A 14,700-nucleotide genomic window follows, 5' to 3' on the forward strand; every position below is an offset into this window, starting at 1 on the left:
ACAGAGAATTACATGAAATTATCAACAGTTTTCATTATGATAGGGATGGTAATCATCTCACTCTATTTTTTAGTGGAAGTAAGTTATTATTCATCTACAGAAAATATTCAGGAGAATAGATCCACTGTTCCCTATTTAGAAATACCTGCAATTGGCATTGATCAAAGTATCAATAACAAATCCATAGATTACGGAATATATCATGAACCAAAATCTGCAAAGGCAGGTTTGGGTACAGTAGCATTATTTGGACATAGAACATTCTATGGTTCTCCTTTTTTAAATTTAGATAAGCTTAAAAATGGAGATAATATAACTGTAGCATGGCCGGGAATAGGTAATGTTGAATATAGAGTAGTAAATTCATTTGTTGTTCCTGCATCATATCGTTTATCCATCGAGCAAGGAAAAACACTTTTTTTAATTACTTGTTACCCTTTAGGATCAACTAAACAAAGACTCATTATACAGGCTAATCAAACCAATATATATCCATTCAAATATGTAAATGACACAAAAACAAGTTCAAGTCCATCATTTTCATATTCATTATTGTTTATATTAATATTTTTAGGAACAGGATTGACTTTAACCTATTTATATCCTGTAAATGATGATAAGATACTTTTATTCATAACCACCCTTGTACTCACTTTCTTTTTATTATTAGGCTATTTGTTCCCTGTTCCTCCAGATAATGTAACATCAGGAATATCTAATATCAGCAGTTGGTTTGGTGGTTAAACTGAATTTATAATTAAATTTATTAATCAAATTATGATACAATTAATTTAGTGATTCTATGGATGTAGACAGCAAATATTTCAAAAACATTTCAAGTAGAGAGAGGGTGATATTTGAAGGGGCTATCACTATGGGGGCCTTGTTTCACCAGTTTGTTGGAACTCCTGTAACTGTTGAAAGCGCTGCAACACTTGAAAAATCTATAAAACATGCTATGGAGCTCCAGCCATGTATTATGGAAGTTGAAGTTAAAATAGATAGAGAAATGCTTGAAGATTCTAAAAGCGAGTTTGATTATGTATCATTAAGTGGCGAAATGATGAATATAAAAGTTGTATCAAAATACAATGATAAAAGAGCAGTTTTACGTATGGAATTTATTGAAGAACTTAATTATCCATTAATGTATGTTGAAAAGGTAGATTAAACAAAAAGCCCCTTTCATTTATTTTATTTAAAAATCCAATTGATTTGATGCCGATTTAATAAAGTAAATTTATTAATTAACCTCATTATACGTCTGTTTTTTATATTATTAGGAACACATATCAATTTGATAAAGTACTTTTTTAATTTAAATTTCTTATTCAGGGATTAATATGATAAAAGTTGATGAAAATTTATGCAAAGGATGCAACATATGCACAGAATTTTGCCCCCGTAAAGTTTATGAACAATCCAAAGAACTTGACAAGAAAGGAGTGCATCTCCCCATACCTATAAATGAGGAAGAATGTACAAAATGCAATCTTTGCGTTCTTTTATGTCCAGATCAGGCCATACACGTAGATGAAAAAGAAGAATAAAAAAATTGTTGGAGACTTTAAAATGGCAAATATCACGAATTATTTTATACAAGGGAATGAAGCATGTGCAAGAGGTGCGATAAAAGCAGGATGCCGCTTCTTTGCAGGTTACCCCATAACTCCTTCCACTGAAATTGCAGAAGATATGGCAGTATTCCTACCAAAAGAGGGCGGATCATTCATACAAATGGAGGATGAGATTTCTGCCCTTGGTGCAGTTATTGGTGCTGTTTGGAGCGGGAATAAAGGAATGACAGCCACTTCAGGGCCAGGATTCTCCCTAATGCAAGAACATTTAGGTTATGCAGTTATGACCGAGACTCCTCTTGTTATTGTGAACATGCAGCGAGGTTCCCCTTCTACTGGACAGCCTACAATGGCATCTCAAAGCGATATGATGCAAGCAAGATGGGGATCACATGGAGATTATGAAATAATAGCTCTTTCACCATCATCAGTTCAAGAATGCTTTGATTTTACAGCAGAAGCATTTAACTTAGCAGAAAAATACAGAGTCCCTGTTATGGTAATGGCTGATGAAATTGTAGGCCATATGAGAGAAAAAATTGCAGTTCCCGATAATGTAGAAATATATCCAAGGAAAATGCCTGAAGAAGGGCCTGAAACATTCCTACCTTATAAAGCAGATTTTGATAGTGCACCTCCATCAATGCCTCCATTTGGATCAGGTTATACAATGCATATTACTGGACTTACACATGATGAGAGAGGTTATCCTGATGCATCCAGTCCTGAATCTCATGCAAAACTTGTAAAAAGACTTTGTGATAAAATAAATAAACATCGCAAGGAATTAACACGTGTAAATGAGTTACATACAGAGGATGCAGATGTTATTGTTGTTTCATATGGTGCACCATCTAGATCAGCAATTACTGCAGTAAAACATGCACGTGATGAAGGTATTAAAGCAGGACATATTAAATTAGATGTTATATGGCCATTCCCCGATGAAATCATTGAATCAGCAGCTAAACAAGCAAAACATATAATTGTAGCTGAAATGAATCTTGGGCAGATTGTTCATGAAGTAGAACGAGTTGCAAAAGGCAATGCTGAAGTATTACTGCTTCCTAAAATTGGAGGCGAGATGCATCGCCCTGACGAAATCCTAAAAATAATAGAATCATGCGAATAAACATTATTTAGTTATATAATTTCAGGAGATGAAGAAATGGAAGATAAAACGAAAGGGAATCGTTTTATGGATTATTTAAGAAGAGAACGAATGCCTACTATCTTTTGTGCTGGATGTGGAAATGGAATTGCTATAAACACATTCTTTAATGGCATGGAAATGGCAGAAAAAAGTCTGGATAATATTACTATGGTTTCTGGAATTGGTTGTTCATCAAGAATACCCGGTTACATTAAATGCGATTCACTTCACACAACTCATGGAAGACCTATTGCATTTGCAACAGGAGTTAAATTAGGAAATCCTGATATGGATGTAGTTGTATTTAGTGGAGACGGTGATGCTGCAGCTATTGGAGGAAATCACCTCATTCATGGGGCAAGAAGAAACATAGATCTTACTGTAATTTGTATAAATAACAGCATTTATGGGATGACTGGAGGGCAAATAAGTCCAACATCTCCCCAAGGTAGTTTTGGAAGTACAGCACCTTATGGAGCTATTGAAAAGCCGTTTAATCTGGCTGAGCTTGTGACAGCTGCTGGTGCAACCTATGTTTCAAGATGGACTACCGCACATCCTGTTCAACTTTCAAATGCCATTAAAAAAGGCCTTCAAAACAAAGGATTCTCATTTATAGAAGTTGTGTCTCAATGTCCCACATATTTCGGCCGAAAAAATAAAATGAGGTCTCCTGTGGACATGATGAATTGGATGAAAGAAAACAGTATTGTTAAAAGAAAAGCAGACACATTGAGTGAAGAAGAACTTGAAGGGAAACTTATTGTTGGTGATTTTGTAAATAAACAAAAGTCTGAATTTTCAGAATCTTTATGTGCATTAATCAATGAGAAATGCACCACAGGAACACCAGCATCAGTTAATTCAGCTTATAAAACTGAATTATAATGTTATTAATTATATATGAGAGGGTTTAAATTGAGAAAAGATGTAAGAATTGCAGGATTTGGTGGTCAGGGAATTATTCTTGCAGGGATTGTAATTGGAAAGGCTGCATCTCTTCATGATAATTTATTTGCTGTTCAAACACAGTCATATGGTCCTGAAGCAAGAGGTGGCGCTTCACGAACTGAAGTGGTTATAAGTGATGGAGAAATAGACTATCCCAAGATACAGTATCCAGATATATTTGTTGCAATGTCCCATGAGGCGCTAATAAAATATTTAGACGGTTTAAAAGACAATGGAATACTAATCGTTGACCCTGATATGATAAAGGAAGAAGATATACTTCCATTCATTAAAAAACATGAAATTAAATATTTTAAAGCTCCAGCAACAAAAACAGCCACAGAAAAGATTGGAATTAGTATTGTAGCTAATATTGTGATGATTGGAGCCATAATCAAGGCAACTAACGTTGTTTCAGAAGATGCTGCAAGGAAAGCCATAGCTGAAAGTGTTCCTCCAGGAACAGAAGCTAAAAACATTGCTGCCTTCGAAGCAGGTATGGAACTTGTAAGTGGAGGTTAATACATTGAAATTCTTTGAATACAGTGCAAAAGAAATATTTAAAAATGCAGGGATCCCAGTACCCTCAAGTTATGTTGTAAATAACCCTCAAGAAGCACTGAAAGCTGCTGAGAATATAAATAAGCCTGTTGCTTTAAAATCCCAGGTTCTTATTGGTGGGAGGGGAAAAGCTGGAGGTATTAAATTTGCAGATACTCCAGAAGATGCTCAAACTGTTGCAGAAGAACTTTTAGGAATTAAAATTAAAGGAGAACCCGTAAATAAAGTTCTTGTTGAAGAGAAAATCAATATCCAGTCAGAGTTTTATATAAGTGTTGTTATGGATAGATCCGCTAAAAAACCACTTATAATGGCAAGCACTGAAGGTGGTGTGGATATTGAAGAAGTGGCACTTAAAAATCCTGATAAAATAATTAAATATCATGTTAATCCTCTTGATGAATTCATGCCCTACCAATCACGAGGGATTGCAGCTAAAATGGGTATTCCCAATGAAATGATTTCCAGTATGGCTGGATTCATACATAAATTATTCAATGTATTTAAAAAATACGATGCAACAATTGCTGAAATCAATCCACTGGTTTTAACTCCAGAAGGACTTATTGCTGCAGATGCAAAGCTTGAAATTGATGATGATGCTCTTTGGAGGCATAAAGAGTTTTCAGATATGGAAGAATCAAAAAAGGATGAGTTTGCATACGTAACTCTTGATGGCGATATTGCAGTTATAGGAAACGGTGCAGGGCTTACTTTAACAGGTATGGACATGATAAATCTTTATGGTGGAAACCCAGCCACATTTCTTGATATTGGCGGCGGTGCATCGCAAAGTAACATTGCCCGTGCCATAAATCTTGTAATAGCAGAACCTAACGTTAAAGTAATATTTTTAAATGTGCTTGGAGGAATAACAAGAGCAGATGATGTGGCAAATGGCGTTATAGACGTTTTAGATAGTGCTGAACGTGAAGTTCCCCTTGTTATTAGACTTACAGGTACAAATGAAGAGGAAGGGCAACGAATTTTAACTGAAGCTGGTGTTTCATTTGAGACATCTATGGAAGATGCTGCGCAGAAGGCTGTTGAACTCTGTAACGCCCTATAATCATTTTTTATTACTATATTTTATTATAAATGCCATAGAACTATTTTCAAAATCTGTGAATGTTTTGATCTCGTTTAAGTAGTTTCCCAGAGAAGCAACATTCCCAATGTATGGTAAAAAACCCAAAAGCATTAAAACACCACTTATTTGGAGTTTTTTATCTGAAGGCGCAAATTCTATAGCTTCTTCCATTAATTCCTTTAAAAATAACGCTTCAATTTCTATTTTTTCATTATTTTCAATTTCATTTTTAATCGAAAATTCATTTATTTTTAGAAGTTTGTCTCTAAAATTGTTAAATAAATTATCTTTTCTTAAATCTAGAATTTCATCTACTGATAATGATGAAAAATCGGGAATTATAAATTTCAATAAATCATTAATCTTATTGAATATCTCTAAACGCATATCCGCTTTTCTAATAATGTCTTTATTGATATTATCCACTAATCTATCATGTAAACTGTCAATCATCATTGGGGTTTTAATAGATTCAGAACAGAGTAAAGAAAAGTGGAAATTTTCAAGTATTTTATCTTTAAAAAAAGTTTCTCCATCAATATATTTCTTATATTCCCTAGTATCCCAAACACTTTTTCTTAAAAGTCCTTTTCCATAATTTGTGAGATTATAAATTCCAAAATTAATAAATTTCTCATTTTGAATTCCTATATCATAAATCAATTTCTGAAAACAAACTGTATAACTTTTACTATTATCACTGGGAGGAATAGGGCAAAATGGCCGACCATTTGGTTCAAGTTGCATAATTACATGAGAACCCGTGCGGGTAGATTCAGGAACATCTAAATCCAGATCATGTATTTGTTCTGGAGGGAAATAATTACTAAATGAGCCATTATCACCACATGATAACTCATATGCCCCTGCATCAAAATATATATTTTCATACATCAATACTGATTGCTTAATTTTAGATATTAAATCTGGTTGATTTGCCCTTTTTTCAAAGAAATCTAAATTACTTCTCAAAGGAAAATAAATATCTTGATTCATGTTAAATAAACTATTAATACAAATATAAAAATGTTTAGGTAAAATTTTTATTGGAGTTAACCCTTAAAAAATTATTTTAATATGCATTGATTTATTCTTTCCGCAGCGTAGCGAGGATTTTTTGATCAATCCTTTTTTTTGAAAAAAGGTTGATTTAAAAGCGAGTTCACTTCTCCAGTTACACTATGGAACTCTTTACGGAATTCTTCTAATAACTCTTGGGATTCTTTTAATTTATTCTGAGATTTTTCTTCCATTTCTTCTCTTGAAGCAGTTAAATACTCAGAATATACAACTATAACTTCTTGAAAATTAATTAAAACATGTATTATTCTTTGTTTTAATGGAAAACATTTAGATGGAGGTTTCAATTTTTCAAATTCAAAAAATATTGATTCTATGTCTTTTCGGATAATTTCTATTTGTTTGGATGTTTCACGGTTGCTGGTTTTACCATGAATTTCTTTATTCATGATTTCTCTAATTAAAAGAATTAATGCACCTGTTTCGCCTGTACATTTTTTGCTTCTTTTTAAAAATTGTTTTTTAGTCATTCCAAACATCTGACTCCTCACCTTAAACCATTGCAATTCCCATAATTAATAATTTGAAAATAGGAATATATAAAATATATATTTCATATTATAACCATCATAATTTTATATATGCATTTATAAAAAATTAATATCAAAATGTAATTTTATTTTCATTATAATTGAATAAAAAAGCTTATATTATTTAATCATGTAATTAAATGTTTTAATACGAAATAATAACCTTTCATTAATTCCTTTTAATTTAAAAAAATTAAAGAATGAGTATAGATATAGTATATTGAAAATAGTACTGAGGCACCCCATGTATAAAAAGATTGTTCTGGCAGTTGTTATAATCATAGTTTCTTTATTAGCTTATAGTTTAATTGAGCCTTATTTCATTGAAACCAAGGATGTTGTGATTGAGTCCAATCAGATCCCTGCAGAATTCGATGGTACAAAAATTGTTTTTTTATCTGATATTCACTGTGGGTCATGGCCATTCTTTGATGAACAAAGAACAGAAAATCTTGTAAACCAAGTTAATGCGTTAAATCCTGATTTAATTGTACTTGGTGGAGACTATGTAAGTGATGATTCTCAATATATTAACCCTTGCTTTTTGAAATTATCCAAATTAAAGGCCCCTTTAGGTGTATATGGAATTTTAGGAAACAATGACCCTAAAAATGAATCAATTAATGCTATGAAAATTGCGAATATCACTTATATTGATAACAAGGGTATTTGGATTGAAAAAAACAATTCTAAAATCCGATTGGGCGGAGTTGGAGATTATATTACCGATGATCCCGCTGAAGAGCCTACAATAAATAATGTAAGTGTAAATGATTTTGTAATGCTTCTATCCCATAATCCTGACTTTTTTCCAAAGGTTGATAAATCCAAAGTCGATTTAGTACTTTCTGGGCACACCCATGGAGGTCAAATTACATTTTTTGGGCTTTGGGCACCAATCACACATTCTGAATATGGAAATAAATATATGAATGGTTTGAAAAAAGAAGATAACGCTACTTTAATCGTAAGTAATGGTATTGGCACAATTATACTTCCTGCGAGGTTCTTTGCAAAGCCTCAAATCATTTTAATTGAATTAAAAAGGAAATAACAAAAAATTATTAAATAATTCGTGTTGATACAAATTAAAAATTAAAGAGATATACTAAAAATAAGTTAAAGTCTTCTTCTTATTGTTACCACATGGGCTATAACCAATGCAGAAAGCAACATAAACGTTAACATTGCAGAACCATTAAAAGTTCTGTTAAATAGGAAAAGGCCAATAATTGCCTGAGTTATAAATGCCGTAAGTGCTCCAATAAGCATTGCTTCTCTTCCAAGGTACATTCTACTCCCATTCTTCCTTTTAGTCCTATATTTTCTTAATACATAGAATCCCGTACATATTACAACCATACACCAACCCATGAATGCGATAAGAGATATAAATCCAAAATCAAACGCAACCCCAAATATTCCTGGAAGCATATAATCAATGTAATCCTTTTTTGTAACTAAAACTCCATAAAACAGAGGGAATGGGAGAGTTAAAAAGTGAATTAAATTCATTGGAACTGAAATATAACCATCTGACCCCCCAAGACATTGGCTTCCCCAGTAGCAAGACCCCTGGACATGTCCCCATAAAGTAGTGTTTTTTAAAACCATTACCAGACTGGGGAAGGAGTTATCTTCAATTCTAGAGAGTCTTAAAAGTGGGCTTAAAATAGTTACATTAAAAAGCCTCGACAATAATTCAAGAATACCCAATCCAGCTATCCCTGCAATTATCACCCCTCCAACTCTTTTTGGAGTTAACTTAGAGCTTCTTTTAAAGCTTTTGGACATGATCAAAGTTCCAACTATCCATCCCAAAACCCATAATATTAAAAATGATCTATGCATCAAACTTCCGACAATAGCTATTATCACGAAAAGAATGATTGACATTGTTTTAATTGATGTAGATTTGATTTCAACCTCACTTAGAAGGCTTGCAGAGGCTGCAAGTGTAGTCCATGCAAAAACAGCAAGCGCACCAAATGGATGCGTGAATTCATGTTGTGATACAAAGGGTAAGAAAAGGAAAGTTGCATCTATACCAAATACCGCTGCAAGAAGAACAGTTAATATAAGTGCAATGAAAAGGACCATACTTAAAGGAATTGAAACAACATTGAAAAGAAGTATGACTCCCAAATGTATTATCAATGCAAACTCCAGTATTAGTTGAAGATGATTTTCCGCTATTAACATTTTGATCACTGCAAATGATTGTCTTAAGTATTCTATGATAGATATACTAAATTTATTGTAATTTTATTGTAATAACCTTGTTTTTAGTAGAATATAACCTTTATTAAAAAGTAGAAAAAATAACTGAAAATAATAGGAGCATATTTTCAGTTATAATTAATTATTGTTGTCCTGCTAAACCCATAATAGAGTTATAAATGCCTTTTAAAAAGTTCATTATCTGATCTAATATTCCTCCAGCCTGGGTTGCCTGATTTGTAGCATTTTGTAACTGTTGTTTAAACCCAGTTAGATCTCCCTGTACTTTTTGAGAATTTGCGATGGCATCTGCAATTTGTTGGGCTTGTTGGTCACTGATATTTATGTTCATGTTGTTAGCTATGTTAATTACAATTATTTTTATTTGAGCTGGATCCTGTAAATTCTGTTTTTGAGCTTCGTTTTTAACCTGTTCAAACAGGCTTGCCACATTGTCCGGATTTTGACCAGTCTGGTTTGCTATTTGAGATTCTGTGTATAACTCTTCTGTTGCAGCTTTTTTTGCGCTTTCTGGAATTTGTGCACCTACTGCTATTTCATAAGATTTTAATACCCCAGTTAAAGCAGCTTCACCAGATGATTGAACTGGTGCTGTAACTACAACGTACCCATTTTCAATTCCTGAAGATTTTAATGCATTAGCATACATTTTAGGAGTAACAACCCCAATTTTGCTTTTATCTACTATTATTTTAATTCCACTATTATAACTTAAATCCACCATAGCGCTGGAATATATTTGGCTTGAGGAGTATACTCTTCCAGTTATTCCTTTAGCAACTTGATTTACTTCAGATGCAGTTATAACTTTAGTAGTAGCATCATTTATGTTTTTATCAGTGTTGGATTGGAAATAACTCAATGTTGAGGCTTTCCAGGAAGGATTATTGTATGTCGCTTCCCCAAAGGTCACTGCAAATCCTGAAGCACCATATATCGGACTTATAACCATCAGCAGCAGCAGTATTCCTGCTATTAATTTTTTCATTAAATCACCTCTGCATTGATTTATAATCATGGTTAAATAAAAAAATATGGGTTCTGCACAAAAACAAAATGAATTTAAGCATCTAATGCTTAAACCATAATATCATAAAATTAAGCTAAAAGCACCACTCTACTTTCATATACTCTGTCTTTAACTTCTAAACCGCATTCTTTGGCAACATCCTCTGCAAAATCGTATATTTCCTGATTAGACGGCATATTTTCCCATTTTAATCTTTTTCTGGATTCTCCAACATACATGTATGCCTTAACTTCAACAAAATCAGGATTACTTCTTTTTATTATATCGGCATATTCTTCAACATTCTGCATATTATAATCCTTTACACATGTCATTCTCAAAACTTTCCGACATTTGAAGCTTGAAAGCAAATCAAGGCTTTTATTTAGATTATCCCATCCATTATCTATTTGGGGAATGCATAATTTTTCAAATATCTTTTTGTTTGGAGCATCCAACGATATATAAAGTTGAGTTGGTTCTTCTTTGAGGTTTGCAAGCTTTTCTGGAGTCATTCCATTTGTTACCAGGAAAGTTGTAAACTTTCTTCTGTGGAATTCCTCAATCAAATCGTTTATTTTTGGATAAATCATTGGCTCGCCTGCAAGCGAGATTGCAGCATGTTTTGGGTCTTGTGATTCATCAAGTTTCTTCTTATTAGACTTTTCATTTCCAAAAAAGCCGCAAAGAAGGTTTCTTTGAGCATCAATACATCCATCAATTATTTCTCCTGGCTCATCATAACTTCCTTTCCATTCAGTTTCCGTTACAGAAACATCTCTCCAACAAAATAAACATTTTTGATGGCAAAAAGGAATACTTGGAGACATTTGAAGGCATCTATGGCTATCTATACCATAAAATTTCTGTTTGTAGCACTCACCCTCATCAAGTATGCTTTTTTTAGTCCAGTGGCAAACTTTAGCTGCAGCATGCCTTTCGGTTCCCACAAAGCGGTACCCTATTTTTTCAAGTTTTTTGAGATTTTCATTTGAAAGTGACATTTTAATCCTGTTATAATTTTGTTATTTTTATACTGAATTTATTATGTAATTATTTGTCAATACCATATAAACTAATGTCAAATTTGAAATAATTCATTTTTTGAGGAAAACCTCATTATAATCATTTTTAGCATGAATTAAGAAGATTAATCAACTATATATTGTAATTAAGCATGAAATGTATCTTATTTATACATCAAAGTTTTGAATATAATGTTAGTACAGTTTCCATAAATAACTTGGCCAAAATAAGGTATTAAATAAACTTATTTTAAGAAAATAAGGTTTAATATAATTTAATTCATTGAAAAACAGAACTAAGTCTCATTCTCATTACTTCCTATTTTAAATCAACTCTAAACAAGCTTTAAATCATAAAAAAGACGCTATGCGCGCGTTTTTGAGAGGAAAAAACCAAAAGATTTATATATGATCTTTTGATCATTATTTTATTGTCCAAAACGTTCCAAGTGAGTACATTTAGTACTATGGGACACGGAGGCGGTACAATTAAGCGACGAAAGACGTGTGCGTTGTTACTAACATTAGCTATGGCAATGTGCATACTTCCCTCAATAGGAGGGACATCAAACCAAATAGCATCGGACAAAAATGCAAATATTGGTTTAAATGAAAACACGGGCTTTTTAGAAGTTAATGCAGCTTCTAAGAGCGTTAAAGCGAAGTCTACTAAAAAGACTTCAAAAAAAAGAGTTAAAGCGAAATCTACTAAAAAAGTGAAGGCCACTAAAAAAACTAAAAAAGTGAAAGTAAGATACAAATACAAAGGCAAGTGGAAATACAAGTGGGTAACCAAATCTTACAACAGCGTTTCTGCAGCTTCAAGCTATAGCTCAAGCAGTTACAGACCTAGCGCAACTACAGGATCATGGAGCGATGATCCAACTTTAAACGGAATTATGGTATCTGGTAGCAGATTTGGATACAGTGGTGCACACCACACTGGTGCTGAATTAGAACAGTACGGTGCAGGTGACTGCTGGGCAATGAGCGACTGGTTAAACACCAAATTCCAAGCCGCAGGATACGAATCAAGAGTTATTCAATACGCAACAAGCTATTCAAGCCAACATAGATCAGTTCAAGTAAAACGAAACGGCCAATGGGAAACAGCACCATACAGAAGTTATGGATACCATTATCTATTTGTATAATGCTATTACTCACATAAACCAGCAACAGTCAATGACTACAACTTTATTTTTTTTATTTTCTAAATTTAATGAATTGAATTCCATCAAACCCTCATTATATAACTATTTTTTAAGCATTCTAATATCTGGATTGTATTTCACCAATATTTATATTGAAGAAGAAGAAAAAGAATAATAATATTGAAAATATTTGCTTTTTTGGAGGATAATTATGAAAAAAATCAAAGAAACTCCAATTGTAATTTTAAATTTTAAAACATATTTAGAATCTACTGGAGAAAATGCTCTAAAACTCGCTGAAAATTGTCAAAGTGTAGCAGAAGAAACTGGTGTAAATATAATGGTAGCACCCCAACATGGGGACATATATAGAATTTCAAATGAACTGGATATTCCTGTCTTATCACAACATATGGATTCCATTGATGCCGGAGGACACACAGGAAGTATCCTTCCAGAATGCGTAAAAGAAGCCGGAGCTGTTGGAACACTTATAAACCATTCTGAGCAGAGATTACAGCTTTTTGATATTGATGCCGTAGTTAAAAAGACATTTTCGCTGGGAATGAGCAGTGTGGTCTGTACAAATAACATAGAAACAAGTTCAGCTGCTGCAACATTAAATCCTGATTTTGTAGCTATAGAACCTCCAGAACTCATAGGATCAGGAATACCTGTATCTCAAGCAGAACCAGAAATTGTTGAAAAGACTGTGGAACTGATTCACCATATTAATCCTCAAGTAAGAGTACTTTGTGGTGCTGGAATCTCCACAGGAGATGATCTTAAAGCAGCGATAGATTTAGGTAGTGAAGGTGTACTCCTTGCATCTGGAATTATCCTTGCAGACGACTCAAAACAGGCCCTTTTAGACCTTGTAAGCAAAATATAACTGGTGAATAAAATGTCCCTTCAATTCTATACCATTGACGACTTTGATATGCATGATAAAACCGTTCTTGTAAGGGTGGATATAAATTCACCTGTAGATCCAAACAGTGAAACTATCTTAGATGATACTCGGATTAGATTACATGCAGGAACCATTGACGAAATTTCTAAGAAGGGTGCAAAAACTGTTATATTGGCCCATCAAAGCAGACCTGGAAAAAAAGATTTTACTACACTTGAAGAGCATGCAAAAGCCCTTTCCAATATTTTAAACCGTCCTGTAAATTATATTGATGATATATTCGGTAGTGCTGCTAGGACAACTATAAAAAAAATGGAAAAAGGAGATATACTTCTTTTAGAAAATGTTCGTTTCTATTCAGAAGAAATACTAAAAAGAGAAGCACAATTACAGGCAGAAACCCATATGGTTCAAAAATTATCTCCCCTTGCAGATTATTTTATAAATGATGCATTTGCTGCCGCCCACAGATCACAGCCATCGCTTGTAGGGTTTGCAGTAACCTTACCTTCTGGTGCTGGCAGAGTAATGGAAAATGAGCTTAATTCTTTATGCAGCGCTGTAGATAATGTTAAAAAGCCATGCGTATATGTATTAGGCGGAGTTAAGGTTGATGATTCCATAATGGTCATAGAAAATGTTTTAAGAAATGGTAGTGCTGATTATATACTCACAACAGGCCTTGTTGCAAATATATTTCTATGGGCATCAGGAATTAACATAAGAAAATACAACAAAGAATTTATAAAAGAAAGAAATTACTGCGACTTTGTAAAGAAAGGTAAACAGCTGTTAAAAGAATTTAAAGGCAAAATTAAGATGCCGATAGATGTAGCTGTATGTATAAACGATAAACGTGACGAATATAGTGTTAAAAATATTCCTAACATGCCCATATTTGACATAGGTACAGATACAATAACCGAATACGCTCAATTTATAAGAGATGCAAAAACCATATTTGCAAATGGCCCTGCAGGAGTGTTTGAAAAAGAAGGATTTAACATAGGTACTGACGATATTTTAAATGCTATTGCATCATCTGATGGATATTCAATAATCGGAGGAGGACATTTAGCCGCAGCTGCAAGTCATATGGGACTATCTTTAGGAATAAATCACATAAGCAGTGGTGGAGGAGCATCCATCAACTTACTTGCCGGTGAAAAACTTCCAGTTGTAGAGATACTGCAAGAAGTAGCATCAAAAGGTATAAAATAATTATACCATTAAGTTTTTATACCTAAAATTGCAGACTATTAAATTCCACACAAACTAACAGATATTATATATTGCATATAATTGAATTACCCAAAACTATTTAAGGGAATATGCATAATACCTAAAAATGCCTCGGTAGCTCAGTCTGGTGGAGCGCGAGACTTGTAATCTCGTGGTCGCGGGTTCAATTCCCGT

16 protein-coding genes are annotated in these 14,700 nt (G+C 33.3%); 11 read left to right on the forward strand and 5 right to left on the reverse strand.

Annotated features, from left to right (window positions below):
- Positions 1-12 precede the first annotated feature (12 nt).
- The 7 genes from HZC47_04980 to sucC all read left to right on the forward strand — a co-directional run bounded on the left by HZC47_04980 (position 13) and on the right by sucC (position 5,311).
- Positions 13-744: a class E sortase gene (locus HZC47_04980; GenBank protein MBI5680230.1), complete on the forward strand. Its 732-nt coding sequence runs from the start codon at positions 13-15 to the stop codon at positions 742-744.
- Positions 745-802: 58 nt separating this feature from the next.
- Positions 803-1,171, forward strand: coding sequence for a dihydroneopterin aldolase family protein (locus HZC47_04985; protein ID MBI5680231.1), 369 nt, complete (start codon positions 803-805; stop codon positions 1,169-1,171).
- Positions 1,172-1,343: 172 nt separating this feature from the next.
- Complete coding sequence (locus tag HZC47_04990) at positions 1,344-1,550, forward strand: ferredoxin family protein (protein MBI5680232.1); 207 nt, start codon at positions 1,344-1,346, stop codon at positions 1,548-1,550.
- A gap of 22 nt (positions 1,551-1,572) precedes the next feature.
- Positions 1,573-2,709 (forward strand): 2-oxoacid:acceptor oxidoreductase subunit alpha, encoded by a 1,137-nt coding sequence (locus tag HZC47_04995; protein MBI5680233.1) that lies wholly within the window; start codon positions 1,573-1,575, stop codon positions 2,707-2,709.
- 36 nt (positions 2,710-2,745) lie between these two features.
- The gene (locus HZC47_05000; GenBank protein ID MBI5680234.1) at positions 2,746-3,618 is read left to right on the forward strand and encodes a 2-oxoacid:ferredoxin oxidoreductase subunit beta; all 873 of its coding nucleotides are present in this window, start codon (positions 2,746-2,748) and stop codon (positions 3,616-3,618) included.
- A 30-nt stretch (positions 3,619-3,648) separates the two neighbouring features.
- The gene (locus HZC47_05005) at positions 3,649-4,203 is read left to right on the forward strand and encodes a 2-oxoacid:ferredoxin oxidoreductase subunit gamma (GenBank protein ID MBI5680235.1); all 555 of its coding nucleotides are present in this window, start codon (positions 3,649-3,651) and stop codon (positions 4,201-4,203) included.
- Positions 4,204-4,207: 4 nt separating this feature from the next.
- Positions 4,208-5,311, forward strand: a complete 1,104-nt coding sequence (gene sucC, locus HZC47_05010; GenBank protein MBI5680236.1) for an ADP-forming succinate--CoA ligase subunit beta — start codon at positions 4,208-4,210, stop codon at positions 5,309-5,311.
- Here the strand turns inward: sucC and HZC47_05015 are convergent, their stop codons facing one another.
- A complete protein-coding gene (locus HZC47_05015; GenBank protein MBI5680237.1) occupies positions 5,312-6,328 on the reverse strand; it encodes a hypothetical protein in 1,017 nt (338 codons plus the stop codon).
- Between the two features lie 125 nt (positions 6,329-6,453).
- Complete coding sequence (locus HZC47_05020) at positions 6,454-6,891, reverse strand: hypothetical protein (GenBank protein ID MBI5680238.1); 438 nt, start codon at positions 6,889-6,891, stop codon at positions 6,454-6,456.
- Positions 6,892-7,186: 295 nt separating this feature from the next.
- On the opposite strand from HZC47_05020, the gene HZC47_05025 reads away from it, so the two are divergent.
- A complete protein-coding gene (locus HZC47_05025; protein MBI5680239.1) occupies positions 7,187-7,996 on the forward strand; it encodes a metallophosphoesterase in 810 nt (269 codons plus the stop codon).
- A 65-nt stretch (positions 7,997-8,061) separates the two neighbouring features.
- Here the strand turns inward: HZC47_05025 and HZC47_05030 are convergent, their stop codons facing one another.
- The 3 genes from HZC47_05030 to HZC47_05040 all read right to left on the reverse strand — a co-directional run bounded on the left by HZC47_05030 (position 8,062) and on the right by HZC47_05040 (position 11,196).
- Positions 8,062-9,144: a hypothetical protein gene (locus HZC47_05030; protein MBI5680240.1), complete on the reverse strand. Its 1,083-nt coding sequence runs from the start codon at positions 9,142-9,144 to the stop codon at positions 8,062-8,064.
- Positions 9,145-9,304: 160 nt separating this feature from the next.
- Positions 9,305-10,171 (reverse strand): DUF1002 domain-containing protein, encoded by an 867-nt coding sequence (locus HZC47_05035; protein MBI5680241.1) that lies wholly within the window; start codon positions 10,169-10,171, stop codon positions 9,305-9,307.
- A 110-nt stretch (positions 10,172-10,281) separates the two neighbouring features.
- On the reverse strand, positions 10,282-11,196 hold the full coding sequence (locus HZC47_05040) for a 4-demethylwyosine synthase TYW1 (GenBank protein ID MBI5680242.1): 915 nt from the start codon (positions 11,194-11,196) through the stop codon (positions 10,282-10,284).
- 470 nt (positions 11,197-11,666) lie between these two features.
- On the opposite strand from HZC47_05040, the gene HZC47_05045 reads away from it, so the two are divergent.
- The 3 genes from HZC47_05045 (at position 11,667) to pgk (ending at position 14,505) form a co-directional block, all read left to right on the forward strand.
- Positions 11,667-12,371 carry a hypothetical protein gene (locus HZC47_05045; GenBank protein MBI5680243.1) on the forward strand — a complete coding sequence of 235 codons (705 nt, stop codon included), beginning with the start codon at positions 11,667-11,669 and terminating at the stop codon, positions 12,369-12,371.
- A 211-nt stretch (positions 12,372-12,582) separates the two neighbouring features.
- On the forward strand, positions 12,583-13,263 hold the full coding sequence (gene tpiA / locus HZC47_05050; protein MBI5680244.1) for a triose-phosphate isomerase: 681 nt from the start codon (positions 12,583-12,585) through the stop codon (positions 13,261-13,263).
- 12 nt (positions 13,264-13,275) lie between these two features.
- Positions 13,276-14,505, forward strand: a complete 1,230-nt coding sequence (gene pgk, locus HZC47_05055) for a phosphoglycerate kinase (GenBank protein ID MBI5680245.1) — start codon at positions 13,276-13,278, stop codon at positions 14,503-14,505.
- Positions 14,506-14,700: the final 195 nt, after the last annotated feature.

This window comes from Methanobacterium sp. (genome assembly GCA_016222945.1).
In the GTDB taxonomy this organism is placed as follows: Archaea; Methanobacteriota; Methanobacteria; order Methanobacteriales; family Methanobacteriaceae; genus Methanobacterium_D.

What these genes read in the sequence shown, in the direction of transcription:
- HZC47_04980 (MBI5680230.1), top strand. Translation starts at nt 13, where the DNA reads ATGAAATTATCAACAGTTTTCATTATGATAGGGATGGTAATCATCTCA.
- HZC47_04985 (MBI5680231.1), top strand. Translation starts at nt 803, where the DNA reads ATGGATGTAGACAGCAAATATTTCAAAAACATTTCAAGTAGAGAGAGG.
- HZC47_04990 (MBI5680232.1), top strand. Translation starts at nt 1,344, where the DNA reads ATGATAAAAGTTGATGAAAATTTATGCAAAGGATGCAACATATGCACA.
- HZC47_04995 (MBI5680233.1), top strand. Translation starts at nt 1,573, where the DNA reads ATGGCAAATATCACGAATTATTTTATACAAGGGAATGAAGCATGTGCA.
- HZC47_05000 (MBI5680234.1), top strand. Translation starts at nt 2,746, where the DNA reads ATGGAAGATAAAACGAAAGGGAATCGTTTTATGGATTATTTAAGAAGA.
- HZC47_05015 (MBI5680237.1), bottom strand. Translation starts at nt 6,328, where the DNA reads ATGAATCAAGATATTTATTTTCCTTTGAGAAGTAATTTAGATTTCTTT.
- HZC47_05020 (MBI5680238.1), bottom strand. Translation starts at nt 6,891, where the DNA reads ATGTTTGGAATGACTAAAAAACAATTTTTAAAAAGAAGCAAAAAATGT.
- HZC47_05025 (MBI5680239.1), top strand. Translation starts at nt 7,187, where the DNA reads ATGTATAAAAAGATTGTTCTGGCAGTTGTTATAATCATAGTTTCTTTA.
- HZC47_05030 (MBI5680240.1), bottom strand. Translation starts at nt 9,144, where the DNA reads ATGTTAATAGCGGAAAATCATCTTCAACTAATACTGGAGTTTGCATTG.
- HZC47_05035 (MBI5680241.1), bottom strand. Translation starts at nt 10,171, where the DNA reads ATGAAAAAATTAATAGCAGGAATACTGCTGCTGCTGATGGTTATAAGT.
- HZC47_05040 (MBI5680242.1), bottom strand. Translation starts at nt 11,196, where the DNA reads ATGTCACTTTCAAATGAAAATCTCAAAAAACTTGAAAAAATAGGGTAC.
- tpiA (MBI5680244.1), top strand. Translation starts at nt 12,583, where the DNA reads ATGAAAAAAATCAAAGAAACTCCAATTGTAATTTTAAATTTTAAAACA.
- pgk (MBI5680245.1), top strand. Translation starts at nt 13,276, where the DNA reads ATGTCCCTTCAATTCTATACCATTGACGACTTTGATATGCATGATAAA.